This is a genomic window from Sanguibacter gelidistatuariae, from assembly GCF_900096585.1.
GTDB lineage: Bacteria > Actinomycetota > Actinomycetes > Actinomycetales > Cellulomonadaceae > Sanguibacter > Sanguibacter gelidistatuariae.
In genome coordinates this window covers 451,198-476,821 of sequence record NZ_FMYH01000003.1, presented here as the reverse complement: position 1 = coordinate 476,821, position 25,624 = coordinate 451,198, and the positions used below count along the sequence as shown (strand labels likewise).

Sequence of the window (25,624 nt, the reverse complement as noted above, 5' to 3'; positions counted from 1 at the left end):
GCCTCGATATCCGACGGTCACCGCGACACTGCCCGCGTCTGCACGCGTGCGGTCGAGCAACACGGTCATGCAACGCATCCTCAAGACACGATCCACGACCCGGACCAGAACCCGGATTCGGTTGTCGGCTGCGATGATCAGATCATCTGCCAAGCTGTTGAAACTCAGGTGGGAGAGACTCCACTTGCGCACCACCGTCTCGCTCTCACCCTCCGCGAAGGGGGCGATCACAATGAGATGGTCGGTCAACTGGGAACACTAGCACGCTAGCGTGGCCCATCGCGACCGACGGGGCGCCACCCCCTCGTCCAGGCCGGTGATCTAGATCGGTTCTAGAACTGGAAGAGTTCCAGTTAACGTGCGTATGATGAGGTCATGACACCAACCGAGCAGGAAGAGGCGCTGCGGTCGCGCGGCCTCCGGGTCACCGCGACCCGCCTCGCGGTGCTCGGCGCGGTCTCTGACCATCCCCATGCGACGACCGACACGATCCTCGGCAAGGTGCGCCACGCCCTGGGCACCGCCTCGACACAGGCGGTCTACGACGTGCTCGCCGCGCTGACTCACGCCGACCTCCTGCACCGCATCGAGCCGGCCGGGCACCCCGCCCGCTACGAACGGCGCGTCGGCGACAACCACCACCACCTCGTGTGCCGCACCTGCGGCACGGTGACCGATGTGGACTGCTCGGTCGGTCACGCTCCGTGCCTTCGCCCCGCCGACGACCACGGTTTTGTCGTCGAGGAGGCCGAGGTCATCTACTGGGGCCTGTGCCCCGCGTGCCGGTCTAGCGTTCACACAGAGGCCGCACAGCCGACCATCTAGCTTCCCTGACACCTTGATCCCCCAACCCCCTTGTTTTGAAGGAGTGCTCCGATGACAGATTTCACGACCACGCAGACCGGCTCGCCGGTCCCCAGCGACGACCACTCGCTGACCACCGGCCCGGACGGCACGACCGCGCTGCACGATCGCTACCTCGTGGAGAAGCTGGCCCAGTTCAACCGCGAGCGCATCCCCGAGCGCATCGTGCACGCCAAGGGTGGCGGCGCCTTCGGCACCTTCGAGGTCACCGGTGATGTCTCGGCCTACACCCGGGCCGCCCTCTTCCAGCCCGGCGCCGTGACCGAGACGGTTCAGCGCTTCTCCTCGGTCGCCGGCGAGCAGGGCTCCCCCGACACGTGGCGCGACGTCCGCGGCTTCTCGGTGAAGTTCTACACGACCGAGGGCAACTACGACATCGTCGGAAACAACACCCCGGTGTTCTTCATCCGCGACGGCATCAAGTTCCCCGACTTCATCCACTCCCAGAAGCGCCTGCCCGGCTCCGGCCTGCGCGACGCGGACATGCAGTGGGACTTCTGGACCCTCTCCCCCGAGTCCGCCCACCAGGTCACCTACCTCATGGGCGACCGCGGGCTGCCGCGATCCTGGCGCGAGATGCCCGGCTTCGGCTCGCACACCTACCAGTGGATCAACGCCGAGGGCGAGCGCTTCTGGGTTCAGTACCACTTCAAGTCCAACCAGGGCAACGTCGAGATGACTGCGGACGTCGCCGAGCAGATCGCCGGCGCGGACGCCGACCACTACCGCCGCGACCTCTACGAGGCCATCGACGAAGGCAACTTCCCGTCCTGGGACGTGTTCGTCCAGATCATGCCGTACGAAGAGGGCAAGACGTACCGCTTCAACCCCTTCGACATCACGAAGGTGTGGCCGCACGCGGACTACCCGCTGATCAAGGTGGGCACGCACACCCTGAACCGCAACCCGCAGAACTTCTTCGCCGAGATCGAGCAGGCGGCGTTCTCCCCCGCGAACACCGTGCCGGGCATCGACCTGAGCCCGGACAAGATGCTCATGGCCCGCGTGTTCTCCTACCCCGACGCCCAGCGGTACCGCGTCGGAGCGAACTACAACCAGATCCCGGTGAACTCTCCGCACGCTGCGCCAGTTCACAACTACTCCCAGGACGGCGCAGGTCGCCACGGCTTCAACTCCCCGACCACCCCCGTCTACGCCCCGAACTCCTTCGGCGGCCCCGTCGCCGACGAGGCACGCGCGGGCATGGGCAGCTGGGAGAACGACGGCGAGCTCACCCGCGCGGCGGCCACCCTGCGCTCGGAGGACTCCGACTTCGGCCAGGCCGGCACGCTCTACCGCGAGGTGTACGACGACGCCGCCAAGGCGCGCTTCCTGGATACCCTCACGGGTCAGGGTGACTCGATCACCTCGCTGGCCATCCTCGAGCGCTTCTTCTGGTACTGGACGTCCGTCGACGAGAACCTGGGTGCGGCGCTGCGCGAGCGCGTGGGCAGCACGGTCGAGTCAGCGGCCGCGGCGGCCGAGCCGGTCGGCACCGGCGCGTGATCTTGCCGACATACCGCTAGCAGGTTGTCGGCGGCCGCGACTGGACGCTGAGTCACCCCCCAGCCGTGACCGAGGCGCGGCACGAGGGTCAGGACCGTGCGGTCCTGGCCCTCGTGCCGTGTGCAGGGCGAGGCCGGACGGTCGCGCGGAGGTGCCGGCCGCGTCGTCGGGCAGTGTGAAGCACTTGTGGATCTCTGGTCGCATCGTGGGTCCGCGTTCGCCACAAAGAGGCAACCTTTGTGACACTAGGTGCATGACCGCAGAGCACACGCACGAAACCACCACCTTCGAAGAGCTCGCCCCGCAGGCCACGCGTGACATCGCGGATGTCGCAGCGGTCGAGGTCATCACGACCGCGGCCGTCCACCTCATGAGCGCGGCGGCCATCAAGTGTGGGCTCGCCGAGGGCGAGGACGCGGGGGAGCTGCTCGACCTCGACGAGGCACGCAAGCTCATCAACGCCCTCGCCGCCCTGGTCACCGCGTCCGCCCCGGATATCGGCAACCAGCATGCACGGTCTCTGCGCGACGGGCTCCGTTCGCTCCAGCTCGCGTTCCGCGAGGCTTCGATCTACCCCGATGCGCTGGGTGAGGGCCCCGGTGAGAAGTACACCGGCGCCGTCAGTTGAGCGGCCCTGAAGTCCACGGCGACGCCGTGGCCGACCCGCAGCCAAGCTCGGGTGCCGGTCCAGGCCCGACGAGCGAGCCGTTCCAGCCTGGGGACCTGATGCCCCAGAGCTACCCCCCGGCACAGATCCCGTCCTTCGACACGCCCGTCTCGGCTCCGGTCTCTGTGCGACCGGCCATCGAGGGCGCGCACCTGATCGGTGCGGGCGACCACTCGATCACGCCCGCGCGACGGCGTCGGTCACCCATCGCCGTGGTTCTGCTCTCGGTTCTGCTCGTCGCAGCCCTGGGGGCCGGTGCCTACCTCGCGGTCCTGTCCAACCAGTGGCACGACCGCAGCGCCGCATGGGAGAGCGAGTCACGGATGCTCGGGGAGAAGGTCGCGAACCTCACGACCGACCTGAGCGGCATCACCGCCGAGCTCACGCTCGCCCGCGAACAGCTCGCGACCGCCCAGACGCGGATCACCGAGCTCGCCGACGAGAAGGCTCAGGTCGGCGACGACCGCGAGAACCAGAAGATCCTGGCCTCCGACATCCAGGCCGTCGCGCAGGAGGCCCTCAAGGTGTCCGCCTCTCTCGGCGACTGCATCGCCAGCCAGAACACCGTGCTGGGATACCTCACGGCGCCAGACACCGCGACCCCCGAGGTGCTGCAGACCTCGATCGACCAGGCCAACACCGTGTGCATGGCCGCGATCGACGCCTACAACTCCCTCCAGAAAGACCTTGCGAACCAGTGACGACTCCCGAGACCACAACGGCCCGCCCGGGCCCGCGGGCGGGGCGCATCCGTCGCAGCGCCACGGCGGCCGCCCTGCTCCTGATGCTCGGCGGGTGCTCGATGGTGCCCTCCCTCCCCGAAGCGATGCCCGACACGGTCATCCCGACGCAGGGTGTGGGCACGGTTCCCGAGGACACCGGCAACCTCTCCCCCGACGGCTTTGATGCCGCGCAGCGGATGGCGGTACGGATCCGCAACGTCGGGTGCGACGGCGTCGTGCGCGGGACCGGCTTCGCGATCGACTCACGGACCCTGATCACCAACCGCCACGTCGTCGACGGGAGCCGCAAGCTCCAGCTGAGCACGTACGACGGCCGCGACGTCAGCGTGGAGACGTCGGCCACCGCCGCGCTCGCCGACCTGGCGATCGTGCGGACGGTCGAAGACCTCGATGCCTACCCCGAGCTGGCCGCGACCGATCCCAAGCCAGGCGACGCGGTGACCGTGGTCGGCTACCCGAACGGCGGAGCGCTGACGGTCACCAAGGGCACGGTCATCGAGTACACGTCGGACCCGCTCAACGCGAACCTCGGTCAGGTCCTGCTCACCGACGCGAGCGTCGAGCCCGGCAGCTCAGGATCGGCCGCCCTCGACACCGAGGGGCGGGTCATCGGGATCGTCTACGCCAAGAGCTCGGACGGGTACTCCTACCTGGTGCCGGTCAGCACGCTGCAGGAGCTGCTGGCCGACGACTCGGGGTTCGTCGAGCAGACCCAGCCGGTCTGCTGAGACCGTCGCCGGCCGACGCTCCTCGCTTTCCACGCGTCGGCTGCGGGCATAGCCTGGGGCGATGACCGACGAACCGGATGCACCAGGAGAACCGAGCAAGCAGCGCGGGTCGAGCAGACAGCGCGGATCGAACCGGCGTCGTCACAACCCCGGGTTCATCACCAGGGCCGCCCGCGACACGCTGCACGTCTCGCGTGCGTTCGGAACGGCGTACGAGCGGGACGGCGTGCGCATCATCCCGGTCGCGCGGGTGATGGGCGTGACCGGCTCTGGGTATGGAGGCGCGTCTCTCGCCGCGGACGCGGACGTCTCGGGCAACGGGGACGGATATGGCGGCGGCGGCGGGTTCGGGACGATCGTCAAACCCCTGGGAGTCGTCGTCATCGACGACTCGGGCGTCCATTGGCAGCCGACGATCGACGTCAACCGTGCCATCCTCGGCGGGCAGATCGTGCTGGCTCTGGCAGTTCTCACGACCGGGTGCGTCCTGGGGCGACGGCGCAAGACCGTGCATCGTCTGCACCTTCCCTCCGTCGCCGGCCTGCTGAGGCACCGGGTGGACCGCGCGTAGGAGGAGCCTCCGTCAGTCGGCGCGGCCGATCCGCAGCTCGAGGGAGTCCACGCGCTCGCTCACGAGCTTGCTCGCCCCGAGCGCCGCGTTGACCTCCGCCAGGACCTCGGTGAGCCGGGCGCGGGTCAGACCCGAGTCGATCCCCAGGCGCACCGCGACCTCGGCGGTGCGCCCGGGGGCCGCCGAGACCCGGGCGACCGAACCGACCGGGGACACCGCGTCGACGATCGCCTGGGCGATCTCCGGGGCGACGACGTCGCCCTCGACCGCGGGCAGCCACGTCTTGCCCTGGGCGATCGCCCAGACCGCGGGGCGCGGGACGAGGACGCTCACGGGACCGCCGGGGTCCAGCACGAGGAGCGCCCAGTCCTCGGCGACCGCCGAGAGCGCCGCACGCACGGCATCGGCGGGCACGGGCCGCGCGTCGTGACGCCAAGCGCTCATCGACGCCACGCTCGAGAACACCGGGAGGGCCTTGCGGCCGTCCGGCGCCTCGAGGGCGACGACGCCCGCCGATGCCTGCTTGTCGACCTGGAATCCGTGGTCGCCCTGCTCGGCGACGTCGAGCTCGGCGAGGATCGGGATGAGGACCCGGACCTTCGCGAGCCGCACGACGACGTCAGTCAGCGTCGCGGTCCCGGCCGCATAGCCCATGAGCAGGGTCGCGAGCTCGGGGTCGGCCGACCCGTCGTCGCCCGCGAAGGGGGACGCGCCCGGCAGGGCACGGCCCTCGTGCGCCTCGGTCACGGCCGTCCGGCCACGTCCAGCGCCTGGGGCAGGGTGAACGCACCCGCGTACAGCGCCTTCCCGACGATCGCGCCCTCGACCCCGGCCGAGACGAGCTCGCGCAGCGCGGCGAGATCGTCGAGGCTGGAGATGCCGCCCGAGGCGACGACGGGCGCGTCGGTGCGTGCCACGACGTCGCGCAGGAGGTCGATGTTCGGTCCGCGTAGCGTCCCGTCCTTGGTCACGTCGGTCACGACGTAGCGCGAGCAACCGGCCTCCTCGAGGCGGGCGAGGACCTCCCAGAGGTCTCCTCCGTCCTCGGTCCAGCCGCGCGCGGCGAGCGTCGTGCCGCGCACGTCCAGGCCGACGGCGATCTTGTCGCCGTACTCGCTGATCACGCGCGCGGTCCAGTCCGGGTTCTCCAGGGCGGCCGTGCCCAGGTTGACGCGGGCGCAGCCGGTCGCGAGGGCCCGCTCGAGGGAGGCGTCGTCGCGGATGCCGCCGGAGAGCTCAACCAAGACGTCGAGCCGGTTGACGACGTCGGCAAGCAGCTCGGCGTTGGAGCCGCGCCCGAAGGCGGCGTCGAGGTCGACGAGGTGCACCCACTCGGCGCCGCCGGACTGCCAGTCGAGGGCAGCGGTCAACGGGTCACCGTAGGAGGTCTCGGATCCGGCTTCGCCCTGGACGAGGCGGACGGCCTGCCCGTCGGCGACATCAACGGCGGGAAGAAGAACGAGGCGGTCAGACATGACGAAGAGGATCCTCTCGGGGAACCGGTAGAGAGCGTAGGGCACGTACGGAGCAAAGCAACGATCAAGGAGCGGGGCAGAGCAGCCGGTCAGAGCAGCACGTCACAACGTAGTGAGCCAGTTGCGCAGGAGCTGCGCACCGGCGTCGCCGGACTTCTCCGGGTGGAACTGGGTGGCCGACAGCGGCCCGTTCTCGACGGCTGCCACGAAGCGGCCGCCGTGCTCGGACCAGGTCACGAGCGGCGGCTTGAAGCGGCTCGAGGCCGGCTCATCGGTGCCCAGGAGGAAGCTGCGCGCGGCGTAGGAGTGGACGAAGTAGAACCGCTCGTCCTCGATCCCCTCGAAGAGCACCGAGCCGACGGGAGCCTCGACCGTGTCCCAGCCCATGTGCGGGACGATGGGCGCCTCGAGGCGATCCACCAGGCCGGGCCACTGAGCCAGGCCGTCCGTGTGTTCCCCGTGCTCGTCACCCGCATCGAACATGACCTGCATGCCCACGCAGATGCCGAGCACCGGGCGACCACCGGCGAGGCGGCGCTCGACGATCTGGTCGCCGTTGACCGCGGTCAGCCCCTTCATGACGGCCGCGAAGGCCCCCACTCCCGGGACGACCAGGCCGTCGGCCTCTGCGGCCGCGCGGGGGTCGGCCGTGAGCTCGACGGTCGCCCCCACGCGCTCGAGCGAACGCACGGCGGAACGCACGTTGCCAAACCCGTAGTCGAGTACGACGACGCTCGTCACGTCACTCCCCTCCGCGCTGCTTGCGGGCCTTGCCCGACAGGTTGCGCATGGCCTTCCAGCGGGACATCCCCGCGCTCGAGACGACGCCCGGGAGGTCGTGCACGGTCGTGGTGCCGAAGAGCAGGTCTTCGAACTCGTGCGGCGCGCCGTCGAGCACGAGGGCTGCGGGCATGTCGCCGAGGCGCTTGCCGCCCTGCCACTGGCTGGCCTTGACCTGGCCGCCGGCCGCCTCGAAGAGGATCAGCGGGACGGTTTTGACCAGAGTCGAGACGGCGCGGGCCAGCTCGGCCGGGGCACCCTCGGACAGGTCACGGCAGATCGCGTACGCGCCGACCGGTGAGGTCACCGCGTCGACGACGATCTTGTTCACGGCGCATGCCGCGGCCAACGCCTCGGCCGTGGCCACCTGGGTGAGGATGATCGCGATCTTGTGCGCGGGCGCCTCGGGGGCGGCCGCCGCCGCGTCTGGCGCGGTCGCGGGATCGGCTGCGACCGCGGCCGCGGCCGCGGGATCGGCTGCGACCGGACCGGCCGCGGTCGGGATGGCCGCCGGTTCGGCCGGCGAACTGAGATCGGAGAGCGAGCTGAGATCGTCCGGCACGGAGAAGCCTTCAGGCAGCGCGTCGTCGGGCAGGTCTGAAGTGGTCACAGTGCTCCCTTGGTGGACGGGATGCCCTCGACCCGGGGGTCCGGCTCGACGGCGGCGCGCAGCGCGCGGGCCAGTGCCTTGAACTGCGCCTCGACGATGTGGTGCGGGTCGCGGCCGGCGAGCACGCGCATGTGGATGCAGATGCCCGCGTGGTGCGCGATCGACTCGAAGACGTGACGGGTCAGCGAGCCGGTGAAGTGACCGCCGATGAGGTGGTACTCCTGGCCGGCGGGCTCGCCCGTGTGCACGAGGTAGGGACGCCCGGAGACGTCGACGACGGCCTGGGCGAGCGCCTCGTCGAGCGGCACGAGGGCGTCACCGAAGCGGCCGATGCCGGACTTGTCGCCGAGGGCGATGCGCAGCGCCTCGCCGAGGGCGATTGCGGTGTCCTCGACCGTGTGGTGGACGTCGATGTGGGTGTCGCCGGTCGCTTTGACCGTGAGGTCGATGAGGGAGTGCTTGCCCAGCGCGGTGAGCATGTGGTCGTAGAACGGCACGGTCGTGGAGATGTCCGTGCGGCCCGTCCCGTCGAGGTTGATCTCGACCAGGACGCTCGACTCGCTCGTCGTCCGCTCGATCCGTCCGCGACGTCCTGCCTGCTCAGCGCTCACAGCCCTGCCACCTCCACCAGTGCGTCCTTGAACGCATCCATGTCTTGCGGCGTACCGATCGATACGCGCAACCAACCCTCGGGGCCCGTCTCACGGATGAGCACGCCCCGGTCCAGCAGACCCTGCCACACGGCGTGGCGGTCGTCGAACGTGCCGAAGAGCACGAAGTTCGAGTCGGACTCCGCCGCCTGCAGCGGGGAGCCCTGATACGTCTGCGCGCGCAGCCACGCGACGGTCGCGTCGCGCTCGGCGCGCAACGAATCTACCGTCGCGAGCAGCGTCGTGGCGTGCGCGAGCGCGCCTCGCGCAGTCGCCTGCGTCACAGCGGAGAGGTGGTAGGGCAGGCGCACAACGCGCAGCGCGTCGACAAAGCCCTGCGAGGCCGCCAGGTATCCCACTCGCGCGCCCGCCAGGGCGAAGGCCTTGGACATCGTGCGGCTCACGGCAAGGTTCGGGAAGCGGGCGAGCAGCTCCATCGCCGAGGGCACTCCCGCGCGGCGGAACTCCCCGTAGGCCTCGTCCACGACGACGACGGCGGGGGCGCCGTCGATGTCCAGCTCGAGCGCCGCCTCGCACACCGCGACGATCACGTCGGTCGTCAGCGCCGTGCCGGTCGGGTTGTTCGGGCTGGTGAGGATGATGACCGAGGGCTGGTGCTCGCGGATCGTCGCGATGGCGACCTCGGCGTCGAGCGTGAAGTCGCTCTCGCGCCGTCCCGCGACCCACGTCGTGTGGGTGTCCCGGGCGTACTCGGGGTACATCGAGTACGTCGGGGCGAAGGAGAGGGCCGTGCGTCCCGGTCCGCCGAAGGCCTGCATGATGTGCAGCATGACCTCGTTGGAGCCGTTGGCCGCCCAGATCTGCTCCTTGGCCACGCGCACACCGGACTCTCGAGCCAGGTAGTCGGCCAGGTCCTGGCGCAGCGCGGGGAAGTCGCGGTCGGGATACCGGTTGAGGCCGGCTGCCGCGGCGGTCACGAGCTCGGTGATCGTAGCCACGACCTCTGGGCCGGGGCCGTAGGGGTTCTCGTTGACGTTGAGCAGGTGCGGTACGTCGAGCTGGGGGGCACCGTAGGGCGACTCGCCCGCGAGGTCCGGGCGGATCGGCAGGTTCACGGGCTGAGGGGTGGCTGCGGAGATCACCTCCCCAGTCTAGAGAACTGCGCCAACGATTTCGCGAGCGTCCATATCGGCGCTGGCCTTCGGCAACCGTCTTGTCCACAGGCACGGCCCGCCAAGTCGTGGGCGCGGGCCCGAGGTCCTTAGGCTGGGGGCATGACCTCCCCCGGCGAGTCCACCCTTGTGACGCCCGACGACGACGCGGCCGGCTCTAGCGCGGCTGGCTCGGACCCTGCTGGTGCGGACTCTGCCGGCTCGGACCCTGCGGGCTCCGGCGCGGGAGAGAGCCCAGCTCCGGCGCGATTCAAGCCCAAGGGGCCCAAGCGCTGGGGGGTCGAGCCCGACTGGTCAAAGCTGCCGACGACTCCGCGGCGCCCCCCGATCATCAGCGACGAGCCCGCCTGGGGGACTTCCTCGGTCGACGCCCGAAACCTGGTGAGCGCGCCCGTGCCCGACGGCGGCCCGGGAGCGGGCGGAGCCGGCAGCGGTCCCGCCCCGTCCTGGCAGACGCCCGGCTTCGCGCGCGCCGCCGAAGAGGCACCGCTCGCGGGTGCGACCTTCCCAGAGGACGAGGACGAGGACGACGACGAGGAAGAAGTCGAGATCGCCGTTGCGGTCGCCGCGGCCCCCTCGACGGCGGTCGATGACGACAGCGGGGCGCTCCTCGCCGGCAACTCGGCCGATGCCGCGGCCGCACAGGCGACCGTCGAACCGGTCGCCGACAGCAGCAGCCCGACGCCACACCCGACTGACGCAGATCTCGCAGACAAGGCACCCGTGACCCCGACGCAGCCCACCTCTTTCGACGACGACCCGTACAAGGACGTCCCGTACTTCGACGAGCCGGTCTTCGACGAACCCGACGAGGGACACTCTCGCGGGCAGGCCTCGCCGTCGCGATCGGCGTCGTACAGGCCCTCGTCGCCCACCTCCCGCGCGACCAACCGCGACGAGGCGGCGCCGACCGCGCCTCCCGCGCCGGCCCGCCGGCTCGTCGACGCCGACGAGGACCTGCGCCCCGAGGCCGAGGCCGCGCTGCGCCGCCTCGTCGGGCGGGACGACGTCACGCTCCGCGACGACCAGTGGACCGCGATCGATGCCCTCGTCCGCGACCACCGCCGGGCGCTCGTCGTGCAGCGGACCGGGTGGGGCAAGTCGGCCGTCTATTTCGTCTCGACCGCCCTGCTGCGGGCCCGCGGCGCCGGTCCCACGATCATCATCTCCCCGCTCCTGGCGCTTATGCGCGACCAGATCGCGGCGGCCGAACGGGCCGGCATCCGGGCCGCGACGATCAACTCCGCGAACGTCACCGAGTGGGACGAGATCCATGCGAAGATCACCTCAGGAGAGATCGACGTTCTTCTATGCTCCCCCGAGAGGCTGAACAACCCGGGGTTCCGCGACGAGGTGCTGCCCCGACTCGCGGCCGACGCCGGCCTCGTAGTCATCGATGAAGCTCACTGCGTCTCGGACTGGGGTCACGACTTCCGACCCGACTACCGGCGCATCCGCACGCTGCTCGCCGACCTCCCCGCGGGCATCCCCGTCCTCGCCACGACGGCCACCGCCAACTCCCGCGTGACCCAGGACGTCGCCGAGCAGCTCGAGGTCACCGGGGCGGGCGCCCACGGGTCCAAGGTCCTCGTGCTGCGCGGCGGGCTGGACCGTGAGTCGCTCCACCTGAGCGTGCTGCTGCTCAAGGACCAGCCCACCCGGGTCGCCTGGCTCCTGGAGATGCTGCGGTCCACCCAGGGATCGGGGATCGTCTATTGCCTGACCGTCTCGGTCGCCGAGCAGATCGCCTCCCAGCTCAAGGACGCCGGCGTGCCGGTGGCCGCCTACACCGGGCGCACCGATCCGGCCGAGCGAGAGGCGCTCGAGGCGGATCTCAAGGCCAACCGGGTCAAGGCGCTCATCGCGACGTCCGCGCTCGGAATGGGCTTCGACAAGCCAGACCTCGGCTTCGTCGTCCACGTCGGCGCCCCCAGCTCCCCGATCGCCTACTACCAGCAGGTCGGGCGCGCCGGGCGCGGCGTCGACTCCGCGCTCGTGGTGCTCCTACCAGGCGAGGAGGACCGGCGGATCTGGGAGTACTTCGGGTCCCTCGCCTTCCCCCGGGAGGACCAGGTCCGCGCAACCCTCGACGCCCTGTCCCGCGGCGGCACGCAGTCCGCCCAGCTGCTCGAGACCCAGGTCGACCTCACCCGCTCCCGCCTGGAGATGATGCTCAAGGTCCTCGACGTCGACGGCGCCGTCAAGCGCGTCAAGGGTGGCTGGGAGGCGACCGGGCAGGGCTGGTCCTACGACAGCGACCGCTACGCGCGCGTCGAGAAGGCCCGCCTCGCCGAGCAGGCCACGATGGTCGACTACGTCACGACCGACCAGTGCCGGATGGCCTTCCTGCGCCGGACACTGGACGACCCCGAGCTCGAACCCGGCATGCGGTGCGGACGGTGTGACAACTGCGGCGGCGTGACAGTCCCCGCGGCGCCGACCGCCGAGCACGTGGCCCAGGCGCGGGAGGCGATGGACACTCCCGGGGTCGTCATCGAGCCGCGCAAGATGTGGCCATCGGGGATGGCCTCTCTCGGGATGGACGTCAAGGGCAAGATTGCGGCCGAGCAGCAGTGCGCCCCCGGGCGCGCGATCGCCCGCCTCGACGGCCTCGGCTGGTCCCAGCCGCTGCGCGAGCTCTTCGCCCCCGCCACGCCCGACGGCGAGACGCCCGTCGCGCTGCGCCGGGCCGCGGTCCAGGTACTTGAAGCGTGGCCGGCGGGCAAGGCCGTCGACGGGGTCGTCGTCGTGCGTTCGGTAACCCGGCCGATGCTCGCCCAGCATCTGGGCCGAGGGCTTGCGACGTACCTGGGCAAGCCCTTCGTGGGAACCATCGGGCCACGCCCCGACCACGAGGCCCCCGGCCGCCACGACATGAACTCCGCCATGCGGCTCTCGGGGGTGGCCAACCGCCTCGTCCTTGAGCTCTCCGACGCGGCCCTCGGCGGTCTCGCCGGACGGTCCATCCTGCTCGTCGACGACTACACCGACTCCGGCTGGACCCTCACCGTCGCCGGTCAGCTCCTGCTCGAGGCCGGAGCCCGCGAGGTTCTCCCCCTAACCCTTGCCCTCCAATAGCCCCCGCACCCCTTCGCTTGCGCGCTGGGGTGGGGGTTGGGGTCAGAAGCGGACCTGGATGGCTTCGCCGTGGGCGGGGAGGTCTTCAGCGTTGGCGAAGGCGACGATCTTGGTCGAGATCTCCTGGAGCGCATCGGCCGAGTACTCGATGACCTGCACGGCCTTGATGAAGCTGTGCACCCCAAGACCGCTCGCGAAGTGCGCGCAGCCGCCCGTGGGCAGCACGTGGTTGGAGCCGGCCATGTAGTCCCCCAGAGCCACCGGGGAGTACGGGCCGACGAAGATCGCCCCGGCGTTCGTGATCTTCAACGCCACGTCGGCGGCGTCGGCCGTCTGGATCTCCAGGTGCTCGGCGCCGTAGGCGTTGACCACCTCCACGCCGTGGGCGATCGAGTCGACCAGGACGATGGCCGACTGCGGCCCGGCGAGGGCCTGGCTCACCCGGGCGGAGTGCCGGGTGACCTCGGTGCGGTCGACCAGGCGGGCCTCGACCGCGCCGGCCAGCTCGACCGAGTCGGTGACGAGCACGGACGCGGCGGCCGGGTCGTGCTCGGCCTGGCTGATGAGGTCAGCGGCGACGTGGTCGGCGTTCGCACCGCCGTCGGCCAGGACTGCGATCTCGGTCGTGCCGGCCTCGGCGTCGATCCCGACGACGCCGCGCACGAGGCGCTTGGCCGCGGCGACGTAGACGTTGCCCGGGCCGGTGACGACGTTGACCGGCTCGCAGAGAATGTCGCCGTCCTGCGGCTCGCTGCCGCGTGCACCGTAGGCGAACATCGCGATAGCCTGGGCGCCACCCACGGCGTAGACCTCGTCGACGCCGAGCAGCGCGCAGGCCGCGAGGATGGTCGGGTGCGGGAGGCCGTCGTTCTCCTTCTGCGGGGGCGAGGCGACGGCGAGCGAGCGGACGCCCGCCTCCTGCGCCGCGACGACGTTCATGATGACTGAGGACGGGTAGACCGCGAGGCCACCGGGGACGTAGAGGCCCACCCGACCGACCGGGATCCAGCGCTGGCGCACCTGGGCACCCGGGGCGAGGTCCACGACGAAGTCCTGGGGCAGCTGGGCCTTGTGCACAGCGCGGACCCGGGTGATCGACTCCTCGATCGCCTCGCGGACAGCTGGGTCCAGGGTGAGCAGGGCCTTCTTGAAGGCCTCTGCGGGGACCCGGAGGTTGACCGGGCGGACGCCGTCGAACTTTTCGGCGAGGTCGCGGAGCTCGGCCGCACCATGGGCACGAACCGCCGCGATGATGCCCACCACGCGCTCGGCGGCGTCTTCGACGCGTACCTCGGCGCGAGGCAGCGCCTCGATGAGCTCACGGGCTGTCAGGGAGCGACCACGCAGGTCCAGTCGATTGATCACTCACCCATTCTAGGCGCGAGTTTGCGAGCGCCCAAGGCGCGAGTTTGCGAGCGCCCAAGGCGCGAGTTTGCGAGCGCCCAAGGCGCGAGTTTGCGGGCGCCCTAGGCGATTCTCGCGCGGACGTCGCGAACATGCTGCGACGGGTCTGCGTGGACGGGTCTGCGGACGGGAGTGGCGGACAGGTCCGCCCAGGATCCGCGAGAGAATAGGTGCATGGACCACGTAGAGATCTCTGACGACATCATCCGGCTGGGGCAGTTCCTCAAGCTGGCGAACCTCGCCGAGTCCGGCGCGCAAGCACGCGAGCTCATCTCCGACGGCGAGGTCTCGGTCAACGGCGAGGTCGACACCCGTCGTGGACGCCAGCTGCACAAGGGCGACGTGATCGTCGTCGACTCCCCCGCCGGCTCGACGTCCGCAACGGTCTCCTGAGCGGACGGCACTGCACGGGCACCGGCCACCCGCTCAGCGGGACATGTACCCCGAGCTCATGACCTTGTCCGGGGTGAGGACCAGGACGACGCGGCTGGGGTTCTCCGCGGGCTCGCGGTAGCGACGGGCGTACCGGCGCACCGCCTCGGCGATCTCCTCGGGCTCTCGGGAGACGGTGACGGGGCCTTCCAGGGTGATCCACCGTCCGCCGTCGACCTGGCAGACGGCTGCGCGGGGCGGGGCGCCGTCGGTCGCAGGCCGTTCGGCATTCTTGCGCTTGATCGACGAGTCGTTCGTCGTGATCCGCACGACGCCGGCGTCGGGGTCCCAGGTGAAACCGACCGGGACGACGTGCGGGGACCCGTCGGCGCGCAGCGTCGTCAGGGTGGCGAGGTGGCGTTCGGTCACGAACACCTGCTGCTCGGGCGTGAGGTGAATCGCTCGCTGGTCGATCAGTCGCTGGTGGATCACACCGGCAAGTCTATGCGAGGGGCCGGTCAGAGCGGATCGGGCAAGCCGTGTCGAGGGGCAGCCGCCGGTCAGAAGCCAAAGGCGACCACTGGGTCGAGAGACCCGGCGCCCAGCTGCTTGAGCACGTACAGCTCGTGCGGGACGACCGGGTCCGGAAGCGCGGTCAGGTCGAACCAGCGCAGCGAGAGGGCCTTGTCCGCCTCCTGCAGCGCCGGCTCCCCCGACCACGTGCGGCACTGGAAGAAGAAGTCGACCCGTTCCTCGATCGGGCCACCTCCCGCCGTCGTGCGGTGCATGACCGTGGCTGGCAGGAGGTCCTGGCCCACGACGCGGACCCCCAGCTCCTCGCGGGCCTCGCGCACGGCCGCGGCGAACATCGACTCCCCCTGCTCGACGTGACCCGCCGCCCCGCAGGCCCAGTGCCCGTCCATGTACCCGGTGTTCTGGCGTAGCTGCAGGAGCACCTGCTCGGCTCCGTCGTGGGTGCGGCGGAAGATCACGTAGGCGGCCGGGATCACCTGGAAACGGTTCATCACGAGGGCAGGCAGCTCGTGCCGAGCAGGGCCTTGAGGTCCCCGTACAACGACGGGTTGCGCTGCACGCGCAACGCGTCCTCGACCCGCATGACCTTGGTCCGCCCGGGGCTGGTCAGGCTCAGGTGCACGGGGGTGCTGCCCGGGTGGGTGCGCAGGATCTCCCGCAGCCGCTCCACGACGTGCTGCGTGCAGCGCGACTCAGCGAGCGTCACCACGACCGGGGAGTCGGTCCCGGTCGAGATGTCCGGCAGGGACACCTCCATCGCCTGCAGCTGCATCGTCTCGTCGCGGCGTCGCACCCGCCCGCGGAGCACCACGATCTGGTCCTCGGCGAGGATCGTCGAGTACGCCAGGTACGTCTCGCCGAAGAACATCACCTCGACGCCTCCGTCGAGGTCCTCGATCGTCACCGCGGCCCACGGGTTGCCCTGCTTGGACATCTTGCGCTGCAGGGACGTGATGAGGCCCGCGATGACGACGGTCGACCCGTCTGCCCGGCCCTCGTCGGTCAGCAGGGTCGCGATCGAGACCTCCGCGGACTGGGCGAGGACGTGCTCAAGGCCGGAGAGCGGGTGGTCGGAGACGTAGAGGCCCAGCATGTCCCGCTCGAAGGCGAGCAGCTGCTTCTTGTCCCAGTCGGGCAGGTCCGGGATGTCGACGCTGAAGGACATGCCGTCGTCCTCGTCGTCGCCGAAGCCGGCGAAGAGGTCGAACTGCCCCTCAGCCTCCTTGCGCTTGACGCCGATCACCGAGTCGACGGCCTGCTCGTGAACCACCTGGAGGGCGCGGCGTGCGTGACCGAGGGAGTCGAAGGCGCCGGCCTTGATGAGCGACTCGATCGTGCGCTTGTTGCACACCACGGCCGGGACCTTGTCGAGGAAGTCGGTGAAGCCGGTGTAGGCGTCCTTGGCCTCGCGGGAGGCCACGATCGCGTCGACGACGTTCGCTCCGACGTTGCGGATGGCTGTCAGACCGAAGCGGATGTCCTTGCCGACGGCGGTGAAGTTCGCCGAGGAGGAGTTGACGTCCGGGGGCAGCACCGTGATGCCCATGCGCCGGCACTCGTTGAGGTAGAGGGCGGACTTGTCCTTGTCGTCGCGCACGCTCGTGAGCAGCGCGGCCATGTACTCGGTCGGGTAGTTCGCCTTGAGGTAGGCCGTCCAGTAGGAGACGACGCCGTAGGCCGCCGAGTGTGCCTTGTTGAAGGCGTAGTCGGAGAAGGGCAGCAGGACGTCCCACAGCGCCTTGACCGCTGCCATCGAGAAGCCGCGCTCGACCATGCCGCTCGAGAATCCCTCGAACTGCTTGTCCAGCTCGGACTTCTTCTTCTTGCCCATCGCGCGGCGCAGGATGTCGGCCTGGCCGAGAGAGAACCCCGCGACCGTCTGCGCGATCGACATGACCTGCTCCTGGTACACGATCAAGCCGTGGGTCATGCCCAGGGTCCCCGCGAGCGGCTCGGCGAGCTCAGGGTGGATCGGCACGACCTCCTGCAGGCCGTTCTTGCGCAGCGCGTAGTTGGTGTGCGAGTTCGCACCCATCGGCCCCGGGCGGTACAGCGCGCCGACGGCGGAGATGTCCTCGAAGTTGTCGGGGCGCATGAGCTTGAGCAGGGTGCGCATGCCGCCGCCGTCGAGCTGGAACACACCCAGGGTGTCCCCACGCCCGAGGAGCGCGTAGGTGTCCGGGTCATCGAGGGTGAGCGACTCGAGCTCGACCGGGCCCTTGCCGTTCATGACGATGTTCTCGAGGGCATCGTCGAGGATCGTGAGGTTGCGCAACCCCAGGAAGTCCATCTTGATCAGCCCGAGCTCTTCGCACTTGGGATAGTCGAACTGCGTGATGACCGCGCCGTCCTGGGGGCGGCGCATGATCGGGATGATGTCGATCAGCGGGGCGCTCGACATGATGACGCCGGCGGCGTGCACGCCCCACTGGCGCTTCAGCCCCTCGATGCCCTTGGCGAGCTCGACGACGCGCTGGGCGTCCGGGTCCGCTGCGTGGATCTGGCGGAACTCCTCGGCCTCGTTGTACCGCTTGTCGGCAGGGTCGAAGATCCCGGTGAGGGAGATGTCCTTGCCCATGATCGCCGGCGGCATCGCCTTGGTGAGCTTCTCACCCATCGCGTACGGCATGCCGAGCAGCCGGCTCGAGTCCTTGAGCGCCTGCTTGGCCTTGATGGTCCCGTAGGTAACGATCTGGGCGACGCGGTCCTCGCCGTACTTGTCCGACACGTAGCGGATGACCTCACCGCGGCGGCGCTCATCGAAGTCGATATCGAAGTCGGGCATGGACACACGGTCCGGGTTGAGGAAGCGCTCGAAGATCAGGCCGTGCTGGAGCGGGTCGAGGTCGGTGATCTTCATGACGTAGGCGGCCATCGACCCGGCGCCCGAGCCACGGCCAGGGCCGACCCGGATGCCGTTGTTCTTCGACCAGTTGATGAAGTCGGCGACGACGAGGAAGTACCCCGGGAAGCCCATCTGGATGATGACCTTGGTCTCGTAGTCCGCGCGCTGGCGAACCTCGTCAGGGATACCGCCCGGGTACCGGTACCGCAGCCCGGCCTCAACCTCCTTGATGAACCAGGAGGTCTCGTCCTCCCCCGGCGGGCAGGGGTAGTTCGGCATGTAGTTGGCCTTGGTGTCGAAGGACACCTCGCACTGCTCGGCGATGAGCAGGGTGTTGTCGCACGCCTGGGGCAGCTCTTTCCAGATCCGGCGCATCTCGGCTGCGGACTTGACGTAGTACCCGTCGCCGTCGAACTTGAAACGGTCCGGATCGGTCAGGGTCGACCCGGAGTTGATGCACAGGAGCGCCTCCTGGGAGTGGCTGTCCTCCTGCTTGACGTAGTGCAGGTCGTTCGTCGCCACGAGCGGGGCGCCGATGTCCTGGGAGAGGCGGAGCAGGTCCTTGAACACCCGGGTCTCGATGTCGAGTCCGTGGTCCATGAGCTCGACATAGAAGTTCTCCTTGCCGAACACGTCCTGGAGCTCGCCGGCGGCCTTGACGGCCTCGTCGTAGTGGCCCAGCCGCAGCCGGGTCTGCACCTCGCCGGAGGGGCAGCCGGTCGAGGCGATCATGCCCTTGCCGTAGGTCTCGAGCAGCTCGCGGTCCATCCGGGGCCACTTGCCCATCTGGCCCTCGAGGGAGGCGAGGGAGCTCATCCGGAAGAGGTTGTGCAGGCCCTCGTTGTCCTTGGCCCACATCGTCAGGTGCGTGTAGGCGCCGCGCGCGGAGACGTCGTCGGAGGCCTGGCTCGCGTCTCCCCAGCGCACCCGGGTGTTGTCCTTGCGGGACGTGCCCGGGGTGACGTACGCCTCGACCCCGATGATCGGCTTCACGCCGGCGGCGGTGCCCTGCTTCCAGAAGTCGTAGGCCCCGAAGAGGTACCCGTGGTCGGTCGTCGCGATGGCCTTCTGGCCGAGCCGGCTGGTCTCGGCGAAGAGGTCCCCCAGCCGGGCCGCGCCGTCGAGCATGGAGTACTCGGTGTGGACGTGGAGGTGGACGAAGTCCTCGGAGGCCGAGGTCGAAGCAGACGACATGCCACGAGTCTAGATCGGCTGGCGGGCCGACTCGCCGCCGGGCCCGCGATCACCGCCGTGGGTCTTGTCTCACCGGCATCTCACCTGCCTCTCACCGATGGCTCACCGGTCCTAGCGGTAAGCGGAACGGACGATCTCGAGCGCGTCGGCGAGGTCCTGGGGGTACTCGCTGGAGACCTCGAGCCACTCCCCGGTGGACGGGTGGGCGAAGCCGAGGCGCTTGGCGTGCAGCCACTGCCGGGTGAGCTTGACCTTCGCGGCGAGCTTGGGGTCGGCCCCGTAGGTGATGTCCCCTACGCAGGGGTGGTGCAGCGCGGAGAAGTGCACCCGGATCTGGTGGGTGCGACCGGTCTCCAGGTGGACCTCGACGAGGGAGGCCGCCGAGAGCATCTCCAGCACCTCGTAGTGCGTGACCGATGGCTTGCCCTCGGCCACGACCGCAAACTTGTAGTCGTGGTTGGGGTGGCGGCCGATCGGCGCGTCGATCGTCCCGGTGGTCGGCTCGGGGTGGCCCTGGACGAGGGCGTGGTAGACCTTCTCGACCGTGCGTTCCTTGAAGGCGCGCTTGAGGACGGAGTAGGCGTGCTCGCTCTTGGCCACGACCATGAGGCCCGAGGTACCCACGTCGAGGCGGTGCACGATCCCCTGACGCTCGGCGGCACCGGAGGTCGCGATCGTGTAGCCGGCGGCGATGAGCGCGCCGACGACGGTCGGTCCGGTCCAGCCGACCGAGGGGTGCGCGGCGACGCCCACCGGCTTGTCGATGACCACGACGTCGTCGTCGTCGTAGACGATCTTCATGCCGGGGACGGGCTCTGCCACGATCACGGGGCCGACCTGGGTCGGGGCGTCGGGCATCGTGACCTCGAGCCAGCCGTCGGCCGGGAGACGGTCGGACTTGCCGGCCGGGCGGCCGTCGATCTGGACTCCGCCGTCCGCGGCGATCTGCGCGGCGACGGTGCGGGACAGGCCAAGCATCCGCGAGAGGGCGGCGTCGACCCGCTCGCCGACGAGCCCGTCGGGGACCGGGAGGGTGCGCACGGCGGGCATCAGGACTCGCTCGATTCGGGGTTCGTGGTCGTGGGTTCTGCGGTCGTGGGTTCTGCGGCCTCGGGTTCTGCGGCCTCGGCCGTGGTGGTCTTGCTCCCGGCATCTGCGTCGCTCTGGCGCTTGCCGTCCGGACCGATGCCGATGAAGGCGAGCACCGCGATGAGGACGGCGGCGCCGACGATCGCGATGTCGGCCACGTTCCCGATGAACGGGCCGTAGTCGATGAAGTCGACGACGTGTCCGTTGGGGAATCCCGGGGCCCGGAACAGGCGGTCCAGGAGGTTCCCGAGCGCTCCGCCGAGCACGAGGCCCAGTGCCACGGCCCAGGCGGTCGAGGCGATCTTGCGGGCCATCAGGACGATGAACACGACCACACCGGCCGACAGCAGGGTGAGCACCCAGGTCATGCCGCTCGCGATGGACAGCGCGGCACCGGAGTTGTAGATGAGGCGGAGCTGGATGAGCTCGCCGATCAACGACTTCGGCGCATGGCCGACGACGAGCGCGGACTGCGCCCACATCTTGGAGAGCTGGTCGGCGGCCAGCACGAGGGCGGCGAGCCCGAAGATGAACGCGAGCACCTTCAGGGGGCTGCGCACCGGCGCGGGTCCGGGGTCTTCGGTCACGGGGGTGTTCTCGATCTCAGGCATCACGCGCAAGTGTCCCACGTCCAGCGGTGCTGGGGCAGCCTCGGCCACCCCAGCACGTCAAGGACACAGCCGGCGGGACGGTCAACGGCGCTCTTCGCGCTGCTTGCAGGTGACGCACAGGGTTGCCCGCGGGAAGGCCTGCAGGCGTGCCTTGCCGATCGCCAGTCCACAGGACTCGCAGGTGCCGTAGGTCCCGGCGCTGATGCGCGAGAGTGCGCGGCTGCTCTGGGTGAGCAGGTCACGGGTGTTGTTGACGAGGGTGAGCTCCTGCTCACGCTCGAGCGCAGACGAGCCCGAGTCAGCCTGGTCGTCCCCTGCCCCGTCCCCGGAGTTGCGCAGCAGCTCGGAGAGCTCCTGGTCGGCCACGGCCAGCTCGGCCTGGAGCCTGACGCTCTCGACGATCAACTCGTCGGCCAGAGTTTCGATCTCCTTGGTAGACCACGGCGTCTCGCCATCTCGGACAGGAAACGTCTTGACGTCCTTGGCGAGGGTCGGGAACTGCTCCTTGGCAGGAGCGTTGCTGATTGCGTCACGGATCGACATCACGGCCTCTTTCATAGAAGTGAGCCGAGGTTAATCGCCGCAGCCGGTGCACGCAATTCACCACGCCGCATTGAGCGGAGAGAGGAATCGCGTGCACCGGCTGCGGACAACGCTGTGGGTGCTGCTCAGGGCCGGGTGACCGGCCGATGCTGCGTCAGATGCCCTGCTTGGCCTGGTCGACCCCGGACGGCAGCGCGCTCGCGCGGTTGTCGAGGTCGCCGAGCAGGTTCTGCAGGTAGCTCTTCAGGCGCGTGCGGTAGTCGCGCTCGAAGATCCGCAGCTCGTCGATCTTACGTTCCAGGAGCGAACGCTCCTGCTCGAGCTGGGTCAGGGTCCGCTGCGAGGTCTCTTCGGCCTCGCGGACGATCCGCGATCCCTCGGACTTGGCCTCGGAGATCAGGCGGTCGCCCTCGTCCTGGCCGGCCCGGACGTGGTCGTCGTGAAGCTTCTGGGCCATCTGGATGATGCCCGTGGCCATCTCCGGCTCGCGCGGGGCGAGCGTTGCCACCGGTGCCGCGACGGGCACGGGTGCGACGACGGGCTCCGGCTTGGGCTCCTCGACGACCTTCTCGATCGAGACTGCCGCCGCGTCGGGTGCGGACTGCTGGGCGTTGGCACGGCTCAGCTCCGCAACACGCCGCTCGGACGCCTCAAGCTTGGCCTTGAGATCGTCGTTCTCGGCATACAGCTCCCGAAGGGTGTTGAGAACTTCGTCCAAGAAGTCATCAACCTCTACGACGTCGTACCCCTCCCGGAACTTGGTTGCCGGGAACTTCTTGGTCAGGACGTCATCTGCTGTGAGCAGTGCCACCATCGTTTTCACCTCGAATACTCGCGCTGGTCTGTTCGGTCAATCCACCGACCGCCACTGGTCACGCTAGCGGACAATCACGCCAGCGCATGCACCGTGGGACGGATCGGTGGGACATTCGGTCAGGGCTGAGTGCTCGCCTCCGGCCTGTTGGTACTCATCTGGCGCTCATCTGTAACTCATCGTGCAGCCATGATGTTGAAGAACTGGAGGAGGACCGTCACCCCGACGAAGAGGATCAGGAATCCCACGTCGATGCGCAGCTGACCGATGGTCAGCGGCGGGATGTACCTTCGCAGGAACTTTACCGGCGGGTCGGTCAAGGTATAGAAAAACTCCGCCAGGACGAGCAGGATCCCCTTGGGACGGAAGTCCCGGGAGAAGACCTGCACCCAGTCAAAGATCACCCGACCGAAGAGCGTCAGCAGGTAGAGAAAGCACACAAGTGCCAGGAGGCTCCAGATCACGTCTTAGCTCTGGTTGTAGAAACCGGGGCGGCCGGCCGGCTTCTCAGCAGGACGATCCTGACCGGAGATCTCGACGTGCTCGGGCGAGAGGAGGAAGACCTTGTTGGTGACCCGCTCGATGGCGCCGCGCAGACCGAAGATCAGCCCGGCGGAGAAGTCGACCAGGCGCTTGGCGTCGGCGTCGTCCATGTCGGAGAGGTTGATGATGACGGGGGTTCCGGCGCGGAACGCCTCACCGATGACGCGTGCGTCGTTGTAGGAGCGCGGGTGGACCGTGGTGATCCGGCGCAGCTCGGTCGAGGGCGCGGGGGCCGCGGGCGCCTCCCGACGTGAGACGGAACGATTGATCGGTGTCACCTGAGCCTCGTATTCGGGCGTCACGTCGCTCTCCACCTCGTCGTAGTCGTCGTACTCCTCGAGCTCGTCCTGGACATCCTCGCCCCGATCATCTGCGAGGCCAAGGTACAGCATCGTCTTGCGTAGCGCTCCGGCCATCGCCATCTCTCCGTTCTGCCTCGGTACGTCCAGCTGGTCCCGGTCTCCCGGATGCCGACGCTGGGTTCACGCTAGCCCAGCGCGGGGAGGCCTACCGCGCGACACGCCAACGGGAGAAGAAGATTCGCCGCGCTCAGGCCCGGAGGACGACGCCGGCGAACCGCCCGGCGGGCAGTGCGTCCGCGCTCGAGCGGCGATGGGAGAAGAACGCCGGATCAGTGCGCGTGCATCGATGGATCCGCTCGACGTGGGCGACCCCGGCCAACGCGAGCTGGGTGGTCACGGCGCGGGGCAGGTCGAGTGCGGGCGTCCCCCAGCTGGTCTGGGAGAGCGCCGAGGGCACCCGCTCCCCCACCCGGGCCGCCAGATCGGCGGGCACCTCGTAGCAGTCACCGCAGACTGCGGGGCCGACGACGGCCCGCAGGTCCCGGGCACGCCCGCCGCAGGCCAGCATCGCCTCGACCGCGGCTCCCACGACACCCATCTCGACCCCGGGGCGCCCGGCGTGCGCCACCGCCACCACGCCTGCGCGCGGGTCGGCCAGCAGGACCGGCACGCAGTCCGCGACGTACACCCCGAGCGGGACCCCGACCTCGCTCGTCACCAAGGCATCCACCTCCGGGGCCGGCGCGGATGCCAGGGAGGCACTCGCAACCGCGATGTCGCGCCCGTGGACCTGGGTGGCGAAGTTCACCGGGGCGCCGGCCACGGCGTCGACCAGGCGGCGGTTGGCGCGCACCGTGGCCTCGGTGTCGCCGACTCCCAGGCCGAGGTTGAGCGAGGCCCACGGCCCCTCGGAGAGTCCACCGTGGCGCGTGGTGAAGAACGCACGGATCCCGGGCCCGAGGTCAACCTCGAGCACCGGGATCGTAGGTGCGCCCATGTCAGACCGTACGGTCACGAACTACTTGAGGAAGTCCGGGACGTCGAGCTCGTCGACGCGGCGCCGTGGCTCCTCGTCGAAGATGCGCGGGACCTCAAGCTGACCGGTGCGCAGGACCGCGTCCGGGTCCGTGGACAGGAAGGCCGGCACCTGGCCACCCTGCTGCTCCCCGGCCCAGGCTGCGGGAGCCTGCTGGGGTGCGGCAGGCTGGCCCTGCTGGGCGTATCCGCCGTACTGGGCAGCCGGGTTGACCGGTGCGGAGTCTGCGTGGTCGAAGCCGGAGTCGAGCGGCACGACCGGACGGGCGAGGGCGTGCACACCGGTCGCCGTCGGGACGGCGTTGTGCGCTGCCGGGTTCTGCGCGGCAGCGACCGGCTGGGCGGCCGCCGGAGCTCCGGCGATCTGCCCCGGACCGCGAGCGTCCTTGCGCGGGTGCGGCGATCCGCCGTCAAAGCCGGCGGCGATGACGGTGACCCGCACCTCGTCCCCGAGCGCGTCGTCGATGACCGTTCCGAAGATGATGTTCGCCTCGGGGTGGGCGGCCTCGTGGACCAGACGTGCGGCCTCGTTGATCTCGAAGAGACCGAGGTCGGACCCACCCTGGATGCTCAGCAGGACCCCGTGCGCGCCGTCGATGCTCGCCTCGAGCAACGGCGAGGAGATCGCCAGCTCGGCCGCCTGGACCGCGCGGTCCTCCCCACGAGCCGAGCCGATCCCCATGAGCGCGCTGCCCGCGCCCTGCATGACGGACTTCACGTCGGCGAAGTCCAGGTTGATCAGGCCCGGGGTCGTGATGAGGTCCGTGATGCCCTGGACACCGGAGAGCAGGACCTGGTCGGCGGAGTGGAAGGCGTCGAGCGCCGAGACGTTGCGGTCCGACATCGACAGCAGCCGGTCGTTGGGGATGATGATCAGGGTGTCGACCTCGTTGCGCAGCGCCTCGATGCCGGCGTCGGCCTGGGTCGAGCGTCGCCGCCCCTCGAAGGTGAACGGACGGGTCACGACGCCGACGGTCAAGGCTCCCAGCGAACGGGCGATGCGTGCCACGACGGGTGCGCCGCCGGTTCCGGTGCCGCCACCCTCGCCTGCGGTGACGAAGACCATGTCGGCGCCCCGCAGGACGTCCTCGATCTCCTCCTCGTGGTCCTCGGCTGCCTTCTTGCCGACCTCGGGGTCAGCTCCGGCTCCGAGTCCGCGGGTCAGCTCGCGTCCGACGTCAAGCTTGACGTCGGCATCCGACATCAGGAGCGCCTGGGCGTCGGTGTTGATGGCGATGAACTCGACGCCCTTGAGGCCGACCTCGATCATTCGGTTGACGGCGTTCACACCACCGCCGCCGATGCCGACCACCTTGATCACTGCTAGGTAGTTTTGCGGAGTTGTCACGTCCGTGCCTCTCGATCTGGGAACCCTAAACCCTCACCCTCAAGTAGAAGGTTATAGTTATGTCAGGTTGTGCTATCCGTGACGTTAGGCGGGCTTGGCGCTGCTATCAACGACCTGCTCCGCGTGTCGGCCATATTCCTTCTTACCGTGTCTTCCATCGGGGGCGCATCTCCCCTCTGATCCAC

General features: G+C 69.5%; 26 protein-coding genes. 8 read left to right on the top strand and 18 right to left on the bottom strand.

Annotated elements, in window-relative coordinates; translation table 11 throughout:
• The first annotated feature begins 375 nt into the window (after positions 1-375).
• From BLQ50_RS09880 to BLQ50_RS09855, 6 genes are all read left to right on the top strand, one after another.
• Complete coding sequence (locus BLQ50_RS09880; protein WP_093183222.1) at positions 376-825, top strand: Fur family transcriptional regulator; 450 nt, start codon at positions 376-378, stop codon at positions 823-825.
• A gap of 51 nt (positions 826-876) precedes the next feature.
• On the top strand, positions 877-2,370 hold the full coding sequence (locus BLQ50_RS09875; protein ID WP_093183220.1) for a catalase: 1,494 nt from the start codon (positions 877-879) through the stop codon (positions 2,368-2,370).
• A 253-nt stretch (positions 2,371-2,623) separates the two neighbouring features.
• Complete coding sequence (locus BLQ50_RS09870; protein ID WP_093183219.1) at positions 2,624-2,998, top strand: DUF1844 domain-containing protein; 375 nt, start codon at positions 2,624-2,626, stop codon at positions 2,996-2,998.
• A gap of 98 nt (positions 2,999-3,096) precedes the next feature.
• Positions 3,097-3,738: a hypothetical protein gene (locus tag BLQ50_RS09865; protein WP_093183217.1), complete on the top strand. Its 642-nt coding sequence runs from the start codon at positions 3,097-3,099 to the stop codon at positions 3,736-3,738.
• Positions 3,735-4,508, top strand: coding sequence for a S1C family serine protease (locus tag BLQ50_RS09860; protein WP_425424090.1), 774 nt, complete (start codon positions 3,735-3,737; stop codon positions 4,506-4,508). Before BLQ50_RS09865 ends, BLQ50_RS09860 begins: the two co-directional genes overlap by 4 nt.
• A gap of 61 nt (positions 4,509-4,569) precedes the next feature.
• Positions 4,570-5,079 (top strand): spore germination protein GerW family protein, encoded by a 510-nt coding sequence (locus BLQ50_RS09855; protein WP_093183216.1) that lies wholly within the window; start codon positions 4,570-4,572, stop codon positions 5,077-5,079.
• A 12-nt stretch (positions 5,080-5,091) separates the two neighbouring features.
• Here BLQ50_RS09855 and BLQ50_RS09850 read toward each other — a convergent pair whose 3' ends face one another.
• The 6 genes from BLQ50_RS09850 to BLQ50_RS09825 form a co-directional block, all read right to left on the bottom strand.
• Complete coding sequence (locus BLQ50_RS09850; protein WP_245701047.1) at positions 5,092-5,826, bottom strand: SseB family protein; 735 nt, start codon at positions 5,824-5,826, stop codon at positions 5,092-5,094.
• Positions 5,823-6,554 carry a bifunctional 1-(5-phosphoribosyl)-5-((5-phosphoribosylamino)methylideneamino)imidazole-4-carboxamide isomerase/phosphoribosylanthranilate isomerase PriA gene (priA, locus tag BLQ50_RS09845; RefSeq protein ID WP_093183362.1) on the bottom strand — a complete coding sequence of 244 codons (732 nt, stop codon included), beginning with the start codon at positions 6,552-6,554 and terminating at the stop codon, positions 5,823-5,825. The genes BLQ50_RS09850 and priA overlap by 4 nt, the downstream gene beginning before the upstream one ends.
• Before the next feature lie 102 nt (positions 6,555-6,656).
• A complete protein-coding gene (gene hisH, locus BLQ50_RS09840) occupies positions 6,657-7,295 on the bottom strand; it encodes an imidazole glycerol phosphate synthase subunit HisH (RefSeq protein WP_093183215.1) in 639 nt (212 codons plus the stop codon).
• 1 nt (position 7,296) lies between these two features.
• A complete protein-coding gene (locus tag BLQ50_RS09835; RefSeq protein WP_093183213.1) occupies positions 7,297-7,944 on the bottom strand; it encodes a hypothetical protein in 648 nt (215 codons plus the stop codon).
• Positions 7,941-8,555 carry an imidazoleglycerol-phosphate dehydratase HisB gene (gene hisB / locus BLQ50_RS09830; RefSeq protein ID WP_093183212.1) on the bottom strand — a complete coding sequence of 205 codons (615 nt, stop codon included), beginning with the start codon at positions 8,553-8,555 and terminating at the stop codon, positions 7,941-7,943. The genes BLQ50_RS09835 and hisB overlap by 4 nt, the downstream gene beginning before the upstream one ends.
• Positions 8,552-9,694 carry a histidinol-phosphate transaminase gene (locus tag BLQ50_RS09825; RefSeq protein WP_093183360.1) on the bottom strand — a complete coding sequence of 381 codons (1,143 nt, stop codon included), beginning with the start codon at positions 9,692-9,694 and terminating at the stop codon, positions 8,552-8,554. Before BLQ50_RS09825 ends, hisB begins: the two co-directional genes overlap by 4 nt.
• Positions 9,695-10,684: 990 nt before the next feature.
• Between BLQ50_RS09825 and BLQ50_RS09820 the strand changes: the two genes are divergently transcribed.
• Entirely contained in the window at positions 10,685-12,805 is a 2,121-nt protein-coding gene (locus BLQ50_RS09820) for a RecQ family ATP-dependent DNA helicase (RefSeq protein WP_245701079.1), read from the top strand.
• 42 nt (positions 12,806-12,847) lie between these two features.
• Here the strand turns inward: BLQ50_RS09820 and hisD are convergent, their stop codons facing one another.
• A complete protein-coding gene (gene hisD, locus BLQ50_RS09815; protein WP_093183209.1) occupies positions 12,848-14,170 on the bottom strand; it encodes a histidinol dehydrogenase in 1,323 nt (440 codons plus the stop codon).
• Between the two features lie 213 nt (positions 14,171-14,383).
• On the opposite strand from hisD, the gene BLQ50_RS09810 reads away from it, so the two are divergent.
• Positions 14,384-14,602 carry an RNA-binding S4 domain-containing protein gene (locus BLQ50_RS09810; protein WP_093183207.1) on the top strand — a complete coding sequence of 73 codons (219 nt, stop codon included), beginning with the start codon at positions 14,384-14,386 and terminating at the stop codon, positions 14,600-14,602.
• A gap of 33 nt (positions 14,603-14,635) precedes the next feature.
• Here the strand turns inward: BLQ50_RS09810 and BLQ50_RS09805 are convergent, their stop codons facing one another.
• From BLQ50_RS09805 to ftsZ, 11 genes are all read right to left on the bottom strand, one after another.
• The gene (locus tag BLQ50_RS09805) at positions 14,636-15,073 is read right to left on the bottom strand and encodes a pyridoxamine 5'-phosphate oxidase family protein (protein ID WP_245701045.1); all 438 of its coding nucleotides are present in this window, start codon (positions 15,071-15,073) and stop codon (positions 14,636-14,638) included.
• A 68-nt stretch (positions 15,074-15,141) separates the two neighbouring features.
• Complete coding sequence (locus BLQ50_RS09800) at positions 15,142-15,606, bottom strand: NUDIX hydrolase (RefSeq protein ID WP_093183206.1); 465 nt, start codon at positions 15,604-15,606, stop codon at positions 15,142-15,144.
• Entirely contained in the window at positions 15,606-19,154 is a 3,549-nt protein-coding gene (gene dnaE / locus BLQ50_RS09795) for a DNA polymerase III subunit alpha (RefSeq protein ID WP_093183204.1), read from the bottom strand. The genes BLQ50_RS09800 and dnaE overlap by 1 nt, the downstream gene beginning before the upstream one ends.
• Positions 19,155-19,265: 111 nt before the next feature.
• Positions 19,266-20,204, bottom strand: a complete 939-nt coding sequence (locus BLQ50_RS09790) for an RluA family pseudouridine synthase (RefSeq protein ID WP_093183203.1) — start codon at positions 20,202-20,204, stop codon at positions 19,266-19,268.
• On the bottom strand, positions 20,204-20,854 hold the full coding sequence (gene lspA / locus BLQ50_RS09785) for a signal peptidase II (protein ID WP_093183201.1): 651 nt from the start codon (positions 20,852-20,854) through the stop codon (positions 20,204-20,206). Before lspA ends, BLQ50_RS09790 begins: the two co-directional genes overlap by 1 nt.
• A gap of 81 nt (positions 20,855-20,935) precedes the next feature.
• Positions 20,936-21,397, bottom strand: a complete 462-nt coding sequence (locus BLQ50_RS09780) for a TraR/DksA family transcriptional regulator (RefSeq protein WP_093183200.1) — start codon at positions 21,395-21,397, stop codon at positions 20,936-20,938.
• Between the two features lie 154 nt (positions 21,398-21,551).
• On the bottom strand, positions 21,552-22,208 hold the full coding sequence (locus BLQ50_RS09775) for a DivIVA domain-containing protein (protein WP_175559096.1): 657 nt from the start codon (positions 22,206-22,208) through the stop codon (positions 21,552-21,554).
• A 179-nt stretch (positions 22,209-22,387) separates the two neighbouring features.
• Positions 22,388-22,675 (bottom strand): YggT family protein, encoded by a 288-nt coding sequence (locus BLQ50_RS09770; RefSeq protein WP_093183197.1) that lies wholly within the window; start codon positions 22,673-22,675, stop codon positions 22,388-22,390.
• Positions 22,676-22,678: 3 nt separating this feature from the next.
• Entirely contained in the window at positions 22,679-23,170 is a 492-nt protein-coding gene (locus BLQ50_RS09765) for a cell division protein SepF (RefSeq protein ID WP_093183356.1), read from the bottom strand.
• A gap of 133 nt (positions 23,171-23,303) precedes the next feature.
• Entirely contained in the window at positions 23,304-24,053 is a 750-nt protein-coding gene (gene pgeF / locus BLQ50_RS09760; protein ID WP_093183196.1) for a peptidoglycan editing factor PgeF, read from the bottom strand.
• A gap of 21 nt (positions 24,054-24,074) precedes the next feature.
• Positions 24,075-25,439: a cell division protein FtsZ gene (ftsZ, locus tag BLQ50_RS09755; RefSeq protein ID WP_093183194.1), complete on the bottom strand. Its 1,365-nt coding sequence runs from the start codon at positions 25,437-25,439 to the stop codon at positions 24,075-24,077.
• Between the last annotated feature and the right edge of the window lie 185 nt (positions 25,440-25,624).

Coding starts and splice junctions, on each gene's coding strand:
- BLQ50_RS09780 (WP_093183200.1), bottom strand. CDS start 21,397: ATGTCGATCCGTGACGCAATCAGCAACGCTCCTGCCAAGGAGCAGTTC.
- BLQ50_RS09810 (WP_093183207.1), top strand. CDS start 14,384: ATGGACCACGTAGAGATCTCTGACGACATCATCCGGCTGGGGCAGTTC.
- dnaE (WP_093183204.1), bottom strand. CDS start 19,154: ATGTCGTCTGCTTCGACCTCGGCCTCCGAGGACTTCGTCCACCTCCAC.
- BLQ50_RS09880 (WP_093183222.1), top strand. CDS start 376: ATGACACCAACCGAGCAGGAAGAGGCGCTGCGGTCGCGCGGCCTCCGG.
- BLQ50_RS09800 (WP_093183206.1), bottom strand. CDS start 15,606: ATGAACCGTTTCCAGGTGATCCCGGCCGCCTACGTGATCTTCCGCCGC.
- BLQ50_RS09875 (WP_093183220.1), top strand. CDS start 877: ATGACAGATTTCACGACCACGCAGACCGGCTCGCCGGTCCCCAGCGAC.
- BLQ50_RS09790 (WP_093183203.1), bottom strand. CDS start 20,204: ATGCCCGCCGTGCGCACCCTCCCGGTCCCCGACGGGCTCGTCGGCGAG.
- BLQ50_RS09765 (WP_093183356.1), bottom strand. CDS start 23,170: ATGGCCGGAGCGCTACGCAAGACGATGCTGTACCTTGGCCTCGCAGAT.
- priA (WP_093183362.1), bottom strand. CDS start 6,554: ATGTCTGACCGCCTCGTTCTTCTTCCCGCCGTTGATGTCGCCGACGGG.
- BLQ50_RS09855 (WP_093183216.1), top strand. CDS start 4,570: ATGACCGACGAACCGGATGCACCAGGAGAACCGAGCAAGCAGCGCGGG.
- pgeF (WP_093183196.1), bottom strand. CDS start 24,053: ATGGGCGCACCTACGATCCCGGTGCTCGAGGTTGACCTCGGGCCCGGG.
- lspA (WP_093183201.1), bottom strand. CDS start 20,854: ATGCCTGAGATCGAGAACACCCCCGTGACCGAAGACCCCGGACCCGCG.
- BLQ50_RS09865 (WP_093183217.1), top strand. CDS start 3,097: ATGCCCCAGAGCTACCCCCCGGCACAGATCCCGTCCTTCGACACGCCC.
- BLQ50_RS09870 (WP_093183219.1), top strand. CDS start 2,624: ATGACCGCAGAGCACACGCACGAAACCACCACCTTCGAAGAGCTCGCC.